Annotated in this window: 12 protein-coding genes; 10 read left to right on the top strand and 2 right to left on the bottom strand. The window is 73.5% G+C overall.

Going from position 1 to position 17,277, the window contains the following annotated elements; translation table 11 throughout:
• The first annotated feature begins 21 nt into the window (after positions 1-21).
• The 4 genes from lgt to IEZ07_RS02455 all read left to right on the top strand — a co-directional run bounded on the left by lgt (position 22) and on the right by IEZ07_RS02455 (position 3,881).
• Positions 22-1,170 carry a prolipoprotein diacylglyceryl transferase gene (gene lgt / locus IEZ07_RS02440; protein WP_191893244.1) on the top strand — a complete coding sequence of 383 codons (1,149 nt, stop codon included), beginning with the start codon at positions 22-24 and terminating at the stop codon, positions 1,168-1,170.
• Entirely contained in the window at positions 1,167-1,886 is a 720-nt protein-coding gene (locus IEZ07_RS02445) for a VIT1/CCC1 transporter family protein (RefSeq protein ID WP_204054223.1), read from the top strand. Before lgt ends, IEZ07_RS02445 begins: the two co-directional genes overlap by 4 nt.
• Entirely contained in the window at positions 1,883-3,037 is a 1,155-nt protein-coding gene (locus tag IEZ07_RS02450) for a hypothetical protein (RefSeq protein WP_191893245.1), read from the top strand. Before IEZ07_RS02445 ends, IEZ07_RS02450 begins: the two co-directional genes overlap by 4 nt.
• A 226-nt stretch (positions 3,038-3,263) precedes the next feature.
• A complete protein-coding gene (locus IEZ07_RS02455) occupies positions 3,264-3,881 on the top strand; it encodes a hypothetical protein (protein ID WP_191893246.1) in 618 nt (205 codons plus the stop codon).
• 34 nt (positions 3,882-3,915) lie between these two features.
• Here IEZ07_RS02455 and IEZ07_RS02460 read toward each other — a convergent pair whose 3' ends face one another.
• Positions 3,916-5,490, bottom strand: a complete 1,575-nt coding sequence (locus IEZ07_RS02460) for a bis-aminopropyl spermidine synthase family protein (RefSeq protein ID WP_191893247.1) — start codon at positions 5,488-5,490, stop codon at positions 3,916-3,918.
• Positions 5,491-5,764: 274 nt separating this feature from the next.
• Here IEZ07_RS02460 and gltB point away from each other — a divergent pair, with 274 nt between their 5' ends.
• From gltB to IEZ07_RS02490, 6 genes are all read left to right on the top strand, one after another.
• Positions 5,765-10,282 carry a glutamate synthase large subunit gene (gltB, locus tag IEZ07_RS02465; protein ID WP_191893248.1) on the top strand — a complete coding sequence of 1,506 codons (4,518 nt, stop codon included), beginning with the start codon at positions 5,765-5,767 and terminating at the stop codon, positions 10,280-10,282.
• Positions 10,283-10,296: 14 nt separating this feature from the next.
• The gene (locus tag IEZ07_RS02470) at positions 10,297-11,775 is read left to right on the top strand and encodes a glutamate synthase subunit beta (RefSeq protein WP_191893249.1); all 1,479 of its coding nucleotides are present in this window, start codon (positions 10,297-10,299) and stop codon (positions 11,773-11,775) included.
• 122 nt (positions 11,776-11,897) lie between these two features.
• Positions 11,898-13,679: a S8 family peptidase gene (locus IEZ07_RS02475; RefSeq protein WP_191893250.1), complete on the top strand. Its 1,782-nt coding sequence runs from the start codon at positions 11,898-11,900 to the stop codon at positions 13,677-13,679.
• Between the two features lie 147 nt (positions 13,680-13,826).
• Positions 13,827-14,246, top strand: a complete 420-nt coding sequence (locus IEZ07_RS02480) for a DUF2784 domain-containing protein (RefSeq protein WP_191893251.1) — start codon at positions 13,827-13,829, stop codon at positions 14,244-14,246.
• An 89-nt stretch (positions 14,247-14,335) separates the two neighbouring features.
• Positions 14,336-15,754: a pyruvate kinase gene (pyk, locus tag IEZ07_RS02485; RefSeq protein ID WP_068894103.1), complete on the top strand. Its 1,419-nt coding sequence runs from the start codon at positions 14,336-14,338 to the stop codon at positions 15,752-15,754.
• 167 nt (positions 15,755-15,921) lie between these two features.
• Positions 15,922-16,227 (top strand): DUF6401 family natural product biosynthesis protein, encoded by a 306-nt coding sequence (locus IEZ07_RS02490; RefSeq protein WP_191893252.1) that lies wholly within the window; start codon positions 15,922-15,924, stop codon positions 16,225-16,227.
• Between the two features lie 100 nt (positions 16,228-16,327).
• Here IEZ07_RS02490 and IEZ07_RS02495 read toward each other — a convergent pair whose 3' ends face one another.
• Positions 16,328-17,167 carry a mechanosensitive ion channel family protein gene (locus tag IEZ07_RS02495; RefSeq protein WP_204054232.1) on the bottom strand — a complete coding sequence of 280 codons (840 nt, stop codon included), beginning with the start codon at positions 17,165-17,167 and terminating at the stop codon, positions 16,328-16,330.
• Positions 17,168-17,277: the final 110 nt, after the last annotated feature.

The following is a 17,277-nucleotide window of genomic DNA, read 5'->3' on the forward strand; positions in this document are numbered from 1 at the left end:
GACACGGTAACGTCACCTGACATGCCCCTCGCCTCGATTCCCAGCCCCTCCCAGGGGGTCTGGCACCTCGGCGTAATCCCGATCCGGGCCTACGCACTGTGCATCGTGCTCGGCGTCATCGTCGCCGTCATCATGAGCGAACGCCGCTGGCGCGCCCGTGGCGGCGAGCCCGGCACAATGGTGGACCTCGCCGTCTGGGCCGTGCCGTTCGGCCTGGTCGGCGGGCGCCTCTACCACGTCATCACCGACTGGCAGCTCTACTTCGCGCCGGACGCGCCCAATGAGCCGATCGAGGCGCTGTTCATCTGGAACGGCGGGCTGGGCATCTGGGGCGCGGTCGCGCTCGGCGCCCTGGGCGTGTGGTTCGGCTGCCGCGGCAGGGGGATCTCCCTGACCGCGGTGGCCGACACCGTCGCCCCCGGCATCGCGGTGGCCCAGGCCATCGGGCGCTGGGGCAACTACTTCAACCAGGAGCTGTTCGGCAGCCCCACCGACCTGCCGTGGGGCCTGGAGATCGACCCCGACCGGCCGGGCACGGTGCCGGGTGAGGACACCTACCACCCCACGTTCCTGTACGAGTCGATCTGGGACCTCGGCCTGGCCCTCGTGCTGATCTGGGCGGGCCGGAGGTTCGCCCTACGGCACGGCCGGGTGTTCGCGCTCTACGTGGCGGGCTACACCGTCGGCCGCTTCTGGATCGAGGGCCTGCGGGTCGACACCGCCCACCACATCCTGGGTCTGCGGCTCAACCAGTGGACCTCGATCGTCCTGTTCCTCGCCGCGCTCGCCTACTTCTGGTGGGCCCGGAACAGGACCGACGAGGAGCTGGTCGGGACCGGGGCCGGAGCGGACGCGGAGGCCGCGGCGGCCGGTGGGGAGCCGGCGGACCCGGCGCACCCGTCCGACGAGGCCGACGAGGACGGCGGTTCCGCCGGCGATCCGGCGGAGCGGGCCGATCTCGCGACGGCGTCGGGAGAGCGGGACGGGTCCGAGGACCCGGAGGACCCGGTCGACCCGGCGCACCCCTCCGACCAGGCCGACGAGGACGAGGAGAGCGGCGGGACGCAGAAGCCCGGGAGGTCCCCGGCGGCGCCGGTCACCGGCCACACCGCCGAAGAGGCGGCCGGGGAGTCCGGCGGGGAGGCCGGCCGGGAGAAAGAGAAATCGTGAGCGGCGACGGCTCGCGCAAGCGCGCCGAGATCCACCACGAGCACCGCGACGTCAACGGCGGCTGGCTCCGGCCGTCGGTGTTCGGCGTGATGGACGGGCTCGTCTCCAACTTCGCCCTCATCGCGGGGGTGGCCGGCGGCAGCGACGACACGGGGGTCGTCATCCTGGCCGGGATCGCCGGACTGGCGGCGGGCGCGTTCTCCATGGCGGGAGGGGAGTACGTCTCCGTGGCCAGCCAGCGGGAGCTCGCCCTCGCCGAGATCGACGTCGAGCGGCGCGAGCTCCAGCGCCATCCCGAGGCCGAGGAGGAGGAGCTCGCGCAGATGTACGAGGCGCAGGGGATCGACCCCGAGCTCGCCGCACAGGTGGCCCGGCAGGTCTCACGCGACCCCGGCAGGGCGCTGGTGGTGCACACCCGCGCCGAGCTGGGCGTCGTCCCGGACGACCTGCCGTCACCGTGGGTCGCCGCCGTCTCGTCGTTCCTGTCCTTCGCCGTGGGCGCGCTCCTGCCGCTCCTGCCGTACCTCCTGGGGGTCACCAGCCTGGTGGTCTCGGCGGTGGTCTCCTGCCTGGCCCTGTTCGGCGCGGGCGTTCTGGTCTCGCGGGTCACCGCCCGCAGCTGGTGGTACAGCGGACTGCGCCAGTTCGCGGTGGGCTCGATCGCCGCGGCGCTGACGTTCGGCCTGGGCAACCTCCTGGGGGGGATGGCACTGTGACGACTCCGGCTCCCGGCCGCAAGCGCCGCCGCACCTCCGGCCGCCGCGCCCCCGGCGAGCACCCCCCTGCCGAGCACCCCCCCGCCGGGCAGCGTCCCGCGGGGCCTCCCGCGGCGCCTCCAGCGGAGCGGCGCCCTCCGGCCGCGCCGTTCCCGCAGGGGGAGCGGTTCCCCGCCGCGGGACCGTACTCCCCGGCCGCACCGTATCCGGCGGAGCAGTACCCCGCCGCCGGACACGCCCCGGTGGAACCCGCCCCCGCCCCCGCCGAGCCCGCCTCGGCCGAGCCGGGCACCGCCGAACGAGCCTCCGGGCGGCGCTCCTCGGCGATGCGCTCGGCGAAGCGGTCCGCCAAGCCGTCCCCGAGACGCGACTCCGCCGAGGAGCCGGAGGGGATCCTCGGCCGGCTGGAGGCCTGGGGCCTGAGTCCCGTCCAGCAGAAGCTGGTGCTGGGCGGCGCCTGGACGGCGGCCGCGGCGGCGGTCATCGGCGCGCTGCTGCTCGCCATCGCCGCCATCGGCAACGACTACGTGCCCGAGCCGCCCGCCGCCGACACCGGGACCGCCGCGTCCCAGCCCAGGCCCGCCGCCTACCGGGGCTGGCCCTCCTCGAAGGTGTTCGCGCCGATCGCGCAGAGCAAGGCCGACCCGCTGCTGCTGCCCCTGAAGGACGTCTTCGCCGAGAAGACCCTGACGGAGGGGCGGATCACGCTGAGGCTGACGGGCACCAAGCTCGACGTCGCCTGCGCCGAGGCGGTGTGGGGACGGACCCTGACGGACCGGCTGGCCCAGGCGGGGTGCACCCAGGCCCTGCGGGGGACCTACACCAGCGCGGACCGGCGCTACGTCGCCCAGTACACCCTGTTCAAGCTCCGGGACGCCGCCTCCGCCGACGGGCTGGTGAGCTCTCTGGCCACCCTGCACCGGGGCGGCTGGGTCCGGCCGGTGGATCCGGCCCGGCCGCTCTTCACGGCGGACGGGCACAGCGAGGGCAGCGGCCACGCGATGGGGCACTACGCCGGGCTGGTCTGGATCGGGCGTGCGGACGGCGCCGAACCCGACGCCAAGGACGACTTCGTCTCCCTGTCCCTGGCGGTAAGGGGCGCGGAGAAGGCCGTGTTCCGGCGCGTCGTCGCGGTGGCGCCGACTCCCTGACGGCGCGTCGTCGCGGTGGGCCGGCCCCCGCCGCCGCAGCGGTCGCGGTGGCGCCTGCTTCCCGACGGCGCATCGTCGCGACGGCTCCGGCCTCCCGTCGCCGCAGCGGTCGCGGTGGGCCAGCCTCTCGCGGCACGGCGAGCGGACGGGCCCGCCGGCGGCCCGGTCCGGAGGCGTCCGCGGACCGCCGCCGCAGGCCGCCCGCACCCCGGTAAGCTCGGTGCCCATGCGCAAGTGGATCGCCGTGGCCGCCGCAGCCGTCGTCGCCGCCGCCGGGACGGCGTCCTGGTGGCTGCTGCGCGAGGAGGCCGGCGTGCGGCCGACGACCTTCCGGAGCGAGCTGAACACCGCCCACTACGCCCCGATCGCCACCCGCGCGCTCGACCCGGAGCCGCTGACCGCCGCCGAGGTCTTCCCCGCCGGGCAGGTCGCCTCCGGCGGGATCACACTGGCGGGCGGAAGCCCCGAGTCCCTGGCCGACTGCGCCTCGGCCGTGTGGGGGAGCGCCGAGGCGGCCGTCGCCGGATGCACCCAGGCACTGCGGGCCGGTTACACCTCGGCGGACGGCCGGATCGCCGGGCAGTTCCTCATCTTCAACCTGGCCGACTCCGCCGCCGCCGACCGGCTCGTCACAGCGCTCGGCCGCGACGGCTTCGTCCGGCCGGCGTCCGGCCTCCCCGAGGCGTTCGACGGCGCCCGGGGCTGGGCCCAGGCCAGGGCCCTGGGCCACTACGTCACCGTGAGCTGGGTCGCGCCCGCGGGACCGGGGGCCGGAGTGGACCTGACCCACCCGCAACTGGCCGTCGACGGCCTCGGCTTCGCGGTCCAGCAGCGGCTGGTGTGATCCTGCCGTCCCGCCTGCGGGGCCGGCGGCGGTCTCAGCGCTGCGGTCCGTCGGCGGCCGGTGCGGCGAGGGAGGCCGCCACCGCGGCGGGCAGCCCGGCCAGGCGGCAGGCGGGCAGCTCCAGCACGGTGACGTCCGCGGACCAGGGAGCGGCCTCCGCGACGACGGCCTTCGCCTGCTTCTTGGTCAGGTCGCCCCGCTCCCTGATGAGGGCCTCGCGCCAGGTGTTGGCGAGCTTGCCGTGGGCGTTGTCGAGGATCCGGCGCAGGACCCGCTCCTGCGCGGACCCGGGGAGCGGACGCCGTACGGCGTCGACGGTCCGGCCCGTCACGGTCAGCTCGTAGACGCAGGACAGCGGCCCGGCGGGCGGGTCCTCCGCGGGCGCGGCCGTCCAGGCCCGGACGCGGCGGGCCCGGGTGGCGAGCAGGAGGCGGGGGAGCGCGGACTCCATCCCGGCCGGTACGGCCACCGCGACCTCGGCGGGATCGGCGGCGTATGGCTTGGCGAGCCAGGTCGAGAGGCGGGCCCGGGGGATCCGCGGCAGGGTGTCCCGCGGCCACTCCCCGACGAGCACGGCGGGGGAGAACCCTGCGGGCCCGTCCGCGGTCAGGTCGGGGGCGACGTCGGCGGGCCGGGACTCGACGGACTGGGGGCCGTGGGTGTAGATGGCCGCGCCGAGCCCGTCGACGCGGGCGGCCACGGCGGGCCACGTCTTCGTCGTGGGGCGCAGGACGTACAGGTCGGCGGCGGAGCCGATGGCCTCGGCGCCGTGGTAGCGGTTGAAGTCCGGGTAGATCGCCTCGCTGACCAGGTTGAGGGCCGAGAGCGCCTGCTGCACCTTCAGCGCCAGCGCCGGGGTGCGCTCGCCGGCGCCGTACGCCAGCAGGATGCGGCCGTGCTCCCGGTCGGCGATCCCCTCGGCGGCGCGGGCGGCGAACAGGCCGATGCCCTCCGGCGTGTACGGCGGGTCGGTGACGGCCAGGTCGGCCCAGCCCTGCACGGAGGCGGGCAGTCCCAGGCGCAGGTCGGCCCAGCGGGTGCGGACCTGCACCCCGAGCCGCTCGGCCTGCCCGGCGATGTAAGCCAGGATGCGCTCGTCGACGTCCACCACGGCCACCTCGGCGTCCGGGCGCAGCAGCGCGGTCGCCAGCGAGGTCAGGTCGTGGTCGCCCACGCACAGGATCCGCGCCCCGGGCAGCCAGAACCGGGCGTCCAGCAGCAGCGCCCGCCGGACCACGGTCTCGGCGGTCGCGGCCACGTGGTCCAGCGCCTGGCGGCCCCGGGGGGCCTCGGCGACCAGCTCTTCCATCCGGGCCAGGAGTTCGGTGTGCCCGCTGAGCAGGTGGGCCACCGGGTCGGCGGGACCGTGCGGGGCGGCGGACAGGCCGGGGAGCGGCTCGCGGAGCCGGAACCGGTCGCCGGAGCGTTCCAGCCCGGCCTCGGCCTCGGTCTCGCGGAGCAGGGCCTCGATCGCCCGCCGGGACGTCGCGGTCTCGCGGACCAGGTCGGCCAGCGTCCACCACCTGCCGTCGCCGAGCAGCGCCAGCGCCGTCCGCAGCCGCCTGCCGTCCACGCCCGCGTGCCGGAGCAGCTCCTCGATCCCGTTCATGGTCCCCCACCCTAGAGGAACGCCCGCCTGACGGACGGTGACGAGGGGGCCGGGCCGGGAGAGGTCTGGACCACTGCCTCCCGGCGGGCAGGAATACCGGCTCCGACCTGCTCGTTAGGCGAAAAGGATTAATCCGCAGCAAATAGCTGCGACCTGGACCGGGTAGGCAGGTTTCCGACAGGGTACGGTAACCTCTACTCACCACGCAGCAGGGCCAACGTCGTCCCTTTGCTTGTTTCCACACGAAGCAGAAGAAGACGACGGGAGGGATTCAATGCCTGCTGCCCACCTCGGTTTTCCCGAGCCCCAGGGCCTCTACGACCCCGCGCACGAGCACGACGCCTGCGGTGTCGCCATGGTGGCGGACGTCGCCGGACGACGCAGCCACGACATCGTCGCCAAGGCTCTGACGGCGCTGTGCAATCTCGATCACCGGGGGGCCCAGGGTAGCGAACCGGACACCGGTGACGGTGCCGGCATCCTGACGCAGATTCCTGACACGTTCCTGCGCGCGGTGGCCGCCGAAGCCGGTCTCCGCGAGCTGCCCCCCGCGGGTTCCTACGCCGCCGGCACGGCCTTCCTGCCGACCGACGCCGAGGCACGCGAGACCGCCGAGCGGATGATCGAGGAGATCGCCGCGGAGGAGGGCCTGACCGTCCTCGGCTGGCGCGACGTCCCGGTCGACCCGACCCTCCCGGGCCCCAGCGCCCGCGCGGTGATGCCGTTCTTCCGCCAGCTCTTCGTCTCCTCCCCGGGCGGCGAGTCCGGCCTGGAGCTCGACCGGCTGGCCTTCTGCCTGCGCAAGCGGGCCGAGCACGAGGCGGACGTCTACTTCCCCTCGCTGTCGTCGCGCACGATCGTCTACAAGGGCATGCTCACCCCCGGCCAGGTCGAGCCGTTCTTCCCCGACCTGAGCGACGAGCGCTACGAGACCGCGATCTCCCTGGTCCACTCGCGCTTCTCCACCAACACGTTCCCGTCGTGGCCGCTGGCGCACCCCTACCGCTACGTCGCCCACAACGGCGAGATCAACACGGTCAAGGGCAACCGCAACTGGATGCGCGCCCGCGAGGCGATGCTGGAGACCGCTAACCTCCCCGGCGACCTGGCGCGGCTGTTCCCCATCTGCGACCCCGACAGCTCCGACACCGGCTCCTTCGACGAGGCGCTGGAGCTGCTCCACCTCGCGGGCCGTACGCTGCCGCACGCGGTGCTGATGATGATCCCCGAGGCGTGGGAGAACCACACCGAGATGGACCCCGCGCGGCGGGCGTTCTACGAGTTCCACTCCTCGCTGATGGAGGCCTGGGACGGCCCGGCCTCGATCACCTTCTCCGACGGCACGCTGGTCGGCGCGGTCCTCGACCGCAACGGCCTGCGCCCCGGCCGGTTCTGGGTCACCGACGACGGCCTCGTCGTGCTGGCCTCCGAGGCCGGCGTGCTCGACATCGAGCCCGAGCGGGTCGTCCGCAAGGGCCGCCTGCAGCCGGGCCGGATGTTCCTGATCGACACCGCCCGCGGCAAGATCATCGAGGACGACGAGATCAAGGCGGAGCTCGCCGCCGAGCTGCCCTACGCCGAGTGGCTCCACGCCGGCCTGGTCCGCTTCGAGGAGCTGCCCGCCCGCTCCCGCGAGATCCCGACCCACGAGGCGCTCGTCAAGCGGCAGCAGACCTTCGGCTACACCGAGGAGGAGCTGCGGATCATCCTGTCGCCGATGGCGAGGACCGGCGCCGAGCCGATCGGCTCGATGGGCACCGACACCCCCGTCGCCGTGCTCAGCGAGAAGCCCCGGCTGCTGTTCGACTACTTCAGCCAGCTGTTCGCGCAGGTCACCAACCCGCCGCTGGACGCCATCCGCGAGGAGCTCGTCACCTCCCTGGCCAGCACGATCGGTCCCGAGGGCAACCTGCTCGACCCGGGCCCGGCCTCCTGCCGCCAGCTGGTCCTGCCGTACCCGGTGATCGACAACGACGAGCTCGCCAAGATCATCCACATCAACGACGAGGGCGCCCTCCCCGGCTTCCAGCCGTACGTCGTCTCCGGCCTGTACGAGGTCGCGGGCGGCGGCCAGGCGCTGGTCCGGCGCCTGACCGAGATCCGGGCCGAGGTCTCCGCGGCCATCGCCGGCGGCGCGCGGATCATCGTGCTGTCCGACCGGGGATCCTCCGCGGAGCTCGCCCCGATCCCGTCGCTGATGCTCACCGGCGCGGTCCACCACCACCTGATCGCCGAGAAGACCCGGACCCGGGTGGGCCTGGTCATCGAGACCGGCGAGGCCCGCGAGTGCCACCACATGGCGCTGCTGATCGGGTACGGCGCCGGGGCGGTCAACCCCTACCTCGCCATCGAGACCGTCGAGGACATGGTCGACACCGGCGTGCTGAAGGTCGACCGGCACAAGGCCGTGCGCAACCTGATCAAGGCGTACGGCAAGGGCGTGCTGAAGGTCATGTCCAAGATGGGCGTGTCCACCGTCGCCTCCTACACCGGCGCGCAGATCTTCGAGGCGCTCGGGCTCGGCCAGGAGGTCGTCGACACCTGCTTCGCCGGGACCACCTCCCGCCTGGGCGGCGTCGGCTTCGACGTCCTGGCGCGCGAGACCGCCGAGCGGCACCTGCGGGCCTACCCGCGTGTGGAGAACGCCCACCGCCGGCTGGAGGTCGGCGGCGAGTACCAGTGGCGCCGCGAGGGCGAGCCGCACCTGTTCAACCCCGAGACCGTCTTCAAGCTGCAGCACGCCACCCGCACCCGCCGCTACGAGATCTTCAAGGAGTACACGGGACTCGTGGACTCCCAGGCGGAGCGGCTGATGACGCTGCGCGGGCTGTTCCGGTTCAGGGACGGCGTACGCGAGCCGGTCCCCATCGACGAGGTCGAGCCGGTCAGCGAGATCGTCAAGCGGTTCTCCACCGGCGCGATGTCGTACGGCTCCATCTCCGCCGAGGCGCACGAGACGCTGGCGATCGCGATGAACCGGCTGGGCGGCAAGTCCAACACGGGTGAGGGCGGCGAGGACCCCGAGCGCCTCTACGACCCGGCCCGCCGCTCCTCGATCAAGCAGGTGGCCTCCGGCCGCTTCGGCGTCACCAGCGAGTACCTCGTCAACGCCGACGACATCCAGATCAAGATGGCCCAGGGCGCCAAGCCCGGCGAGGGCGGCCAGCTGCCCGGCCACAAGGTCTACCCGTGGATCGCCAAGACCCGGCACTCCACCCCCGGCGTCGGCCTCATCTCGCCGCCGCCGCACCACGACATCTACTCCATCGAGGACCTCGCCCAGCTCATCCACGACCTGAAGAACGCCAACCCGGTCGCCCGCGTGCACGTCAAGCTCGTGGCCGAGGTCGGCGTCGGCACGGTCGCGGCGGGCGTGAGCAAGGCCCACGCCGACGTCGTGCTCATCTCCGGCCACGACGGCGGCACCGGCGCGTCCCCGCTGACCTCGCTCAAGCACGCCGGCGCCCCCTGGGAGCTGGGCCTGGCCGAGACCCAGCAGACGCTGCTGCTCAACGGACTGCGCGACCGGATCACGGTCCAGGTCGACGGCCAGCTCAAGACCGGCCGCGACGTGGTCATCGCCGCGCTGCTCGGCGCCGAGGAGTACGGCTTCGCCACCGCGCCGCTGGTCGTCTCCGGCTGCGTCATGATGCGCGTCTGCCACCTGGACACCTGCCCGGTCGGCGTCGCCACCCAGAACCCCGAGCTGCGCCGGCGCTTCACCGGCAGGCCCGAGTTCGTGGTCAACTTCTTCGAGTTCATCGCCGAGGAGATCCGCGAGTACCTCGCCCAGCTGGGCTTCCGCTCGCTGGAGGAGGCCATCGGCCACGCCGAGCTGCTCGACACCGCCTCGGCGGAGGACCACTGGAAGGCGGCCGGCCTGGACCTCGGGCCGATCCTGCACCAGCCGGAACTGTCCGAGGGCGCCGCGGTGCGCAAGGTGCGCGAGCAGGACCACGGCCTGGACGCCGCCCTGGACAACACCCTCATCCAGCTGGCCGAGGGCGCCCTGGCGGACGGCACCCCGGTCACGCTGGACCTGCCCATCCGCAACGTCAACCGCACGGTCGGCACCATGCTCGGCCACGAGGTGACCAAGCGGTACGGCGGCGCGGGCCTGCCCGACGGCACCATCGACGTCCGGTTCACCGGCTCGGCGGGCAACTCCTTCGGCGCCTTCGTCCCACGCGGCATCACGCTGCGCCTGACCGGCGACGCCAACGACTACCTCGGCAAGGGCCTGTCCGGCGGCCGGGTCATCGTCCGGCCGCACGAGGCCGCCCCGCTCGACGGCCACATCATCGCCGGCAACGTCGGCCTGTACGGCGCGACCTCCGGTGAGGCGTTCGTCCGCGGCGTCATGGGCGAGCGGTTCTGCGTCCGCAACTCCGGCGCCACCGCGGTCGTCGAGGGCGTCGGCGACCACGGCTGCGAGTACATGACCGGCGGGCGGGTCGTCGTGCTCGGCCCGACCGGCCGCAACTTCGCGGCCGGCATGTCCGGCGGCATCGCCTACCTGCTCGACCTCGACCCCGCGCGGGTCAACCGCGAGATGGTGGAGATCGAACCTCTCGGCGAGGCCGACTCCGAGGAGCTGCGGAAGATCGTCGAAGCGCACCTGGCGGAGACGGGCTCCCCGGTCGCCAGGGAGCTGCTGGCCGACTGGGACCCGGCGCGCTTCAGCAAGATCATGCCGACCGACTACAAGCGGGTCCTGCGCGCCGCCGAGGCCGCACGGCTCGAGGGCAGGGACATCGACGAGGCGGTCATGACGGCCGCGGTCCAGGGATAAGGGGGGTAACACCGATGGCTGACCCGAAGGGTTTCCTGAACCACGGGCGCGAGCTGCCGGCGCGCCGCCCGGTGGACGTCCGCATCCGCGACTGGCGGGAGGTCTACCAGGACTTCCCCGCCGAGAAGCTGACGAAGCAGGCGTCCCGCTGCATGGACTGCGGCATCCCGTTCTGCCACAACGGCTGCCCGCTCGGCAACCTCATCCCCGAGTGGAACGACCTGGTCTACCGGGACGACTGGCGCGAGGCGATCGAGCGGCTGCACGCCACCAACAACTTCCCGGAGTTCACCGGCCGCCTGTGCCCGGCTCCGTGTGAGGCGGCGTGCGTGCTGGGCATCAACTCCGACCCGGTCGCGATCAAGCGGGTCGAGGTCGAGATCATCGACCGCGCCTTCGACGAGGGCTGGGTCGTCCCGCAGGTCCCGCCGGTCAGGACCGGCAAGCGGGTGGCGGTCGTCGGTTCGGGCCCCGCGGGCCTGGCCGCCGCCCAGCAGCTCACCCGCGCCGGGCACGACGTGGTGGTCTTCGAGCGGGCCGACCGGATCGGCGGCCTGCTCCGCTACGGCATCCCCGAGTTCAAGATGGAGAAGCGCCACATCGACCGGCGGCTGGAGCAGATGCGGGCCGAGGGCACCGAGTTCCGCACCGGCGTGAACGTCGGCGTGGACGTCACCGCCGCGCAGCTGCGCGCGGAGTTCGACGCGGTGGTCCTGGCCGGGGGCGCGACCCAGTGGCGGGACCTGCCCGTCGCCGGGCGCGACCTGGGCGGCATCCACCAGGCGATGGAGTACCTCCCGCCGGCCAACAGGGTCCAGGAGGGCGACTTCCCCGAGTCCCCGATCTCGGCGAAGGGCAAGCACGTCGTGGTGATCGGCGGCGGCGACACCGGCGCCGACTGCATCGGCACCGCGATCCGGCAGGGCGCCGCCTCGGTGACCCAGCTGGAGATCATGCCGCAGCCGCCGGCCGCCCGGCCGGGCAGCCAGCCGTGGCCCACCTTCCCCATCCTGTTCAAGATGGAGAGCGCCCACGAGGAGCTGGCCGACGGCGACGGGGCCCGCGTCTACGCGGTCTCCACCACCGAGTTCGTCGGCGACGCCGACGGCAACGTCCGGGGGCTGCGCCTGGTCGAGGTGGAGGGGCCGGCGAAGGGCTTCGCGCCGGTCCCCGGCACCGAGCGGGAGATCCCGGCGGAGCTGGTCACCCTGGCGATGGGTTTCACCGGCCCGGAGAAGGGCGCCCTGCTGGCTGACCTGGCCGCCGAGGGCGGCGAGGGCTTCTACGACGCCCGGGGCAACGTCGCCCGCGACAAGGGCTACATGTCCGCCGTCGAGGGTGTGTTCGTGGCCGGCGACATGGGCCGCGGCCAGTCGCTGATCGTCTGGGCGATCGCCGAGGGCCGTTCGGCCGCCGCGGCGGCCGACCGCCACCTCACCGGGAAGACGGCTCTGCCGGTCGCGATCCCGCCGACCGCGCGGCCGCTCGTCTGACGTCCCGGGCCGCGGGGCCCGCACACCGTGCGGACCCCGCGGCCCGGCCGGTCGCCGAGTTGCTTTACCGGATACATGCCTGAAAGATGCTGGTTCTAGGTCTTTGCGGGCATGGAGGGTGAATGGAACACGGGAGAGGGCTCCTGACGGCCGCGGTGCTGGCCGCGGCCGTCACCCTGGCGGGCGCCCCCGCCGCGGGGGCCGCCGGTACGGCCTCCTCCACAGCCTTCGCCCCGGCCTCCGCGGCCTCCACCGGGCAGGCCCGTGACCACCTGGTCTTCTACACCCCGGGCGGGCGCGCCCGGGCGCTGCGGGCCGTCGCCGCGGCCGGCGGCGAGGTCCTGTCCACCGAGCCGAAGCTCGGCTACGTCGTCGCCAGGGCCGCCGGGGGCGCCGGGGGCTCCGCCGCGCGCTTCATCGAGGAACTCGCCGGGGACCCCGCCGTCGCGGGCGTCTCCTCCGACCGCAGGATCGGCGCCGCCACCGCGCGCCCCGCGGCCCCGGCCCGGGGTACGGCGACAAGGCTCCGCCCCGCAGGGCCCGCGGTCCGGGAGTCGGGCGCGTCCTTCCCCGAGGCGGGCGCGTTCTCCCGGAGCGAGACCGGAGGCGAGCCGCTCGCCGGACGCCAGTGGGACATGAGGATGATCGGCGCCACCGCCGCCGGCTCCCACGCCACCGCCCCCGGTGACCGGAAGGTCCTGGTGGGCGTCATCGACACCGGCGTCGACGGCAGGCACCCCGACATCGCGCCCAACTTCGACCGCGAGCGCAGCCGCAACTTCGTCACCGACCTGCCGGAGGACCCCACCGGCGCGGAGCTCGACGGGCCGTGCGAGTTCAAAGGCTGCAAGGACCCCGCCGACTGGGACGACGACGGCCACGGCACCCACGTCGCCAGCACCATCGCCTCCCCGGTCAACGGACTCGGCATCGCCGGGGTCGCCCCCGGCGTGACCCTGGTCAACCTCCGGGCGGGGCAGGACTCCGGCCTGTTCTTCCTCAAGCCCAGCCTCGACGCGCTCACCTACGCCGCCGACACCGGCATCGACGTGGTCAACATGAGCTACTACGTCGACCCGTGGCTGTTCAACTGCGCGGCCAACCCCGCCGACTCCAAGGCCGAGCAGCTGGAGCAGCGCGGCGTCATCACCGGCATGCAGCGGGCCCTCGACTACGCCCGCAAGCGCGGCGTCACGCTCATCAGCGCCATCGGCAACGGCTCCACCGACCTCGGGCGGCCGAAGACCGACACGACGAGCCCCGACTACCCGGCCGAGGCCGCGCGCGTCCGCAAGGTCGACAACTCCTGCCTCAACGTGCCGGCCGAGTCCAGGGGTGTCGTCTCGGTCTCCGCGGTCGGCCCGAGCGGGCGCAAGGCCTACTACTCCGACTACGGCACCGAGCAGACCGACCTGGCGGCGCCCGGCGGCGACGAGTACGACGGCGGCACGGGGTTCGACGTCACCAGGACGGTCCTGGCCGCCGTCCCCGAGCACGTCGTCCGCGCCCAGGGCCTGCTCGCCAAGGACGGCAGGCCCACCAGCACGAGCGTGGTGCGCGACTGCCAGGGCGGGACCTGCGCCTACTACCAGTACCTCGCGGGCACCTCCATGGCCGCCCCGCACGCCACCGGCGTCGCCGCGATCCTGGTGAGCCGCTTCGGCGAGCCCGGCCGCTTCCGCGAGGGAGCGGGCTGGGACGAGCTCACCATGCCCCCCGCCGACGTCGAGCGCCTGCTGTACGCCAGCGCGGTGAAGAAGGCGTGCCCCTCGCCCCGCACGTACGTCTACCGCTACGAGCAGGCGAAGGAGCGGCACACCTGCCAGGGCGGGAAGGCCTGCAACGGCTTCTACGGCCGCGGCGTCGTCAGCGCGGCCCGCGCCGCCGCCGTCGACCACCACTGACCCGTCTCATGCCGGCCCGCGGGGCCGGGGGCCGGTCGCGCCCTTCGGCTTCACCGGGGCGCGACCGGCCCCGCATGGTCCACGCCCGCCGGGTGCCGGCGTCGGAAGCGCGGGTGCCCCGGTGCCCGGGGCGGCTTATCGTGAACCATGGCGTATCTCCTCATCGGGGAAGCCGCGATGGTGGTGCACTTCCTCTTCCTCGTCTTCATGGCGGTCGGCGGGTTCCTCGCCTGGCGCCGGCCCCGCCTCATCGGAGCCCACCTCGCCGTCGCCGCCTGGGGGGTGTTCTCCGTCACCACCGGGGCCGAGTGCCCGCTGACGGTCGTCGAGGACTGGGGCAGGCGCAACGCGGGGGAGCGGGGGCTCGCGCCGGGAGGCTTCATCGACCACTACATCGAAGGGGCGGTCTACCCCGAGGAGTACGCCGACCTGGCCCGTCTCGCCGTCGCCGTCCTCGTCGCCGTCTCCTGGACCGGCTTCCTCCTGCTGGCCCGCCGCCGGAGGGCGCGGACACGGCACGGACACGGCGGCCCGGACACGGAGGGGCCGGTTCACCACCTCCCGTAGCCCAGGGGTAGCGTTATGTCACCGATTATTTCTCCGACGCTATGGCCACTGTCACATCCGAGTGGTCTGTACCAATTAGGCTAGGACCCGTGACTCGTCGCGCGAAAATCGTCTGCACTCTCGGCCCCGCCACCTCCTCTCCCGAACGCCTTCGCGAGCTCATCGCCGCCGGCATGGACGTGGCCCGCTTCAACCTCAGCCACGGCAGCCACGAGCTGCACAAAGAGGTCTACGACAGAGTGAGGGAGGCTGCCGCCGAGCTCGGCCGCGGCGTGGGCGTGCTCGCCGACCTGCAGGGGCCCAAGATCCGCGTCGGCAGATTCGAGGACGGCCCCGTCCGTCTGGGCTTCGGCGACGTCTTCACCATCACCACCGAAGACGTCCCCGGCGACCGGGAGCAGGTCTCCACCACCTACCTCGGCCTGCCCAAGGACGTCCGCCCCGGCGACAGCATCCTGGTCGACGACGGCCGGGTCCACCTCGAGGTCACCCGGGTGGAGGGCCCGCGCGTCACCACCCGGGTCGTCATCGGCGGCATGATCTCCGACAACAAGGGCCTCAACCTGCCCGGCGTCGACGTCAGCGCCCCCGCCCTCACCGACAAGGACGAGGCCGACCTCCGGTGGGCCCTGCGCACCGGGTTCGACATGATCGCGCTCTCCTTCGTGCGCCGGCCCTCCGACGCCCACGTCGTGCGCAACATCATGGAGCAGGAGGCGGTCCGGCTCCCGCTGCTGGCCAAGATCGAGAAGCCGCAGGCGGTCGACCTCCTGCCCGAGATCGTCGAGGCCTTCGACGGCATCATGGTCGCCCGCGGCGACCTCGGCGTGGAGCTCCCCCTGGAGGACGTGCCGATCGTGCAGAAGCGCGCGATCGAGCTCTGCCGGGAGAAGGCCCGCCCGGTCATCGTCGCCACCCAGATGCTGGACTCGATGATGAGCGCCCCGCGCCCCACCCGGGCCGAGGCCTCCGACGTCGCCTACGCCGTGATGGACGGCGCCGACGCGGTCATGCTCTCCGGCGAGACCTCGGTCGGGACCTACCCGATCGAGTCCGTCGAGACGATGAGCCGCATCGCCAGCGCCGCCGAGCGCTCCGTGCTGGAGGCCACCCACAGCCTGCACCGCCTCCCGGAGACCACCGGCGGGGCCATCGCCAGGGCCGCGGCCGAGGTGGGCGCCATCGTCGGGGCCAAGGCGCTGGTGGCCTTCACCATGTCCGGTGAGACCGCCCGCCGCCTGGCCCGCTACCGCTCGCCGATCCCGCTGCTGGCCTTCACCTCCGCCTCGCACGTGCGCAACCAGCTCGCCCTGGTCTGGGGCGTGGAGACCTTCGAGGTCCCCTTCGTCCACCACACCGACGACATGGTCCGCCAGGTCGAGGCCGCCCTGCTCACCCAGGCCCGGCTGGAGAAGGGCGACAAGGTCGTCATCGTCGCGGGCTCCCCTCCCGGCCACGCCGGCACCACCAACGCCCTGCGGGTCCACACCATCGGCGCCGCGGTCTGACGCGCCCCGCCCGCACCCGCCGGACGCGCGACCGCGTGCCCGGCGGGGAGCCCGGCCGGGTGCAGTAGTGGTGCATGACACCCGATGAGGGGGCGAAATAGTCGTTTCCCTTCCCCGGGCGGCTTATCGTGACTGCCGTACCGGCAGCACACACCCAGGGAACGACCGTGTCCGAACGATCATGGCCCGCCCGGCTCCGCGCGGAGTTCGCCCAGCGGGTGCTCGACCTACGCGCCCAGCACCCGGGGGTCGGCGCGGCGCTCGACCAGCACGCCGCCGAGGTGCGGCAGGCCATCGTCTCCCTCGGCCAGCAGGTCGGGCCGGTCTCGCTGCTCGGCTACCTCATCGGCTTCTGGGACGGCGCCCACGAGATGGGCTGGCGGGCGCCCGGCCCGGACCAGCCACTCGACTTCGCGGCGCTGCGGCTCAGCGCGGTCTGCCTGATGCTCGATCCGGCGCCCGCCGCGGCCTGAAGCCTCCCGCGCGGACGGCCCCGTACGGCGGGCCGTACGCCCGTCCCCGGGCGGGATGCACCCCGGCCGGGGAGGAGCGCGGGCCCGCGGCGGCTCCGGCTCATGCCCGCGGCGGCGGCGTCTCCCCGGGCCGGGAGTGGGGCCCCGGAGCGGAGTGCAGCACGCCCTCGCCGGAGGGCTGCGGTGTGGCGCCCGGAGCCGGCGGGTGCACGGTCCCGGGTGCTCCCACGGACGACCTCGCGTCCGTGCGCCCCCGGTCGTAGGCGGCCGCCTGGCCGCGCAGGGCGTCGGTCTCGCTCTCGGCCCGGTCCAGCCATCCCTCCCAGCGCCGCTGCATCGGGCGGATCAGGCCGCCGCCGACGCCGACGACGAGGATGCCCGCGACGGTGGCCAGGAAGGCCACCAGCACCGGCGTGGTCACCGTGGTGGCCACCTCTATCTGGTTCAGCGCGGCGATCACGCCGAGGCCGATGATGAACACCGCGGCGATGTTCGCCAGGACCCGGCCGTAGGACAGGCCGCCCAGCGCACCGGAGACGATGTCCTTCACCGCGTTGGCGATGGCCGCGGCGACCACAACGATCACGATCGCCACGGCGGCCTTCGGCAGCCAGGCCACCACGCCGCCGAGCAGGGCGCTGATCGGGTTCGGGCCGAAGACGGAGAAGCCGATCTGCAGGGTGATCAGCAGCACCGCGTAGTAGATGAGCTTGGCGATCAGATCCGAGGCGTCGTAGCGGCTGCGCTCCAGCGCGCGGCCGATCCCGCCCCGTTCGACCCACCGGTCGAACCCGACCCTCTCCAGGACGGCGTCGACCGCCTTGTACAGGAGTTTGGCGATCACCCAGCCCACCAGCAGGATCACCAGGAAGGCGACGAACCGGGGGACGAAGGCGACGACCGACGCCCAGGCGTCGGACACGCCCCTGCCGAGATCGATGGGAGCGGCCATGGGGGCCTCCTCGTTGACGTACGGCACAGGCCCACCGAGACAGTGGGTCTCCCAATGTGGATAAATGCCCCAACTGCTGATTTTTATCCACAAAACCG

This window comes from Planomonospora parontospora, assembly GCA_014647935.1.
In the GTDB taxonomy this organism is placed as follows: domain Bacteria; phylum Actinomycetota; class Actinomycetes; order Streptosporangiales; family Streptosporangiaceae; genus Planomonospora; species Planomonospora parontospora.

Coding starts and splice junctions, on each gene's coding strand:
- lgt (WP_191893244.1), top strand. CDS start 22: ATGCCCCTCGCCTCGATTCCCAGCCCCTCCCAGGGGGTCTGGCACCTC.
- IEZ07_RS02455 (WP_191893246.1), top strand. CDS start 3,264: ATGCGCAAGTGGATCGCCGTGGCCGCCGCAGCCGTCGTCGCCGCCGCC.
- IEZ07_RS02460 (WP_191893247.1), bottom strand. CDS start 5,490: ATGAACGGGATCGAGGAGCTGCTCCGGCACGCGGGCGTGGACGGCAGG.
- gltB (WP_191893248.1), top strand. CDS start 5,765: ATGCCTGCTGCCCACCTCGGTTTTCCCGAGCCCCAGGGCCTCTACGAC.
- IEZ07_RS02470 (WP_191893249.1), top strand. CDS start 10,297: ATGGCTGACCCGAAGGGTTTCCTGAACCACGGGCGCGAGCTGCCGGCG.
- IEZ07_RS02475 (WP_191893250.1), top strand. CDS start 11,898: ATGGAACACGGGAGAGGGCTCCTGACGGCCGCGGTGCTGGCCGCGGCC.
- IEZ07_RS02480 (WP_191893251.1), top strand. CDS start 13,827: ATGGCGTATCTCCTCATCGGGGAAGCCGCGATGGTGGTGCACTTCCTC.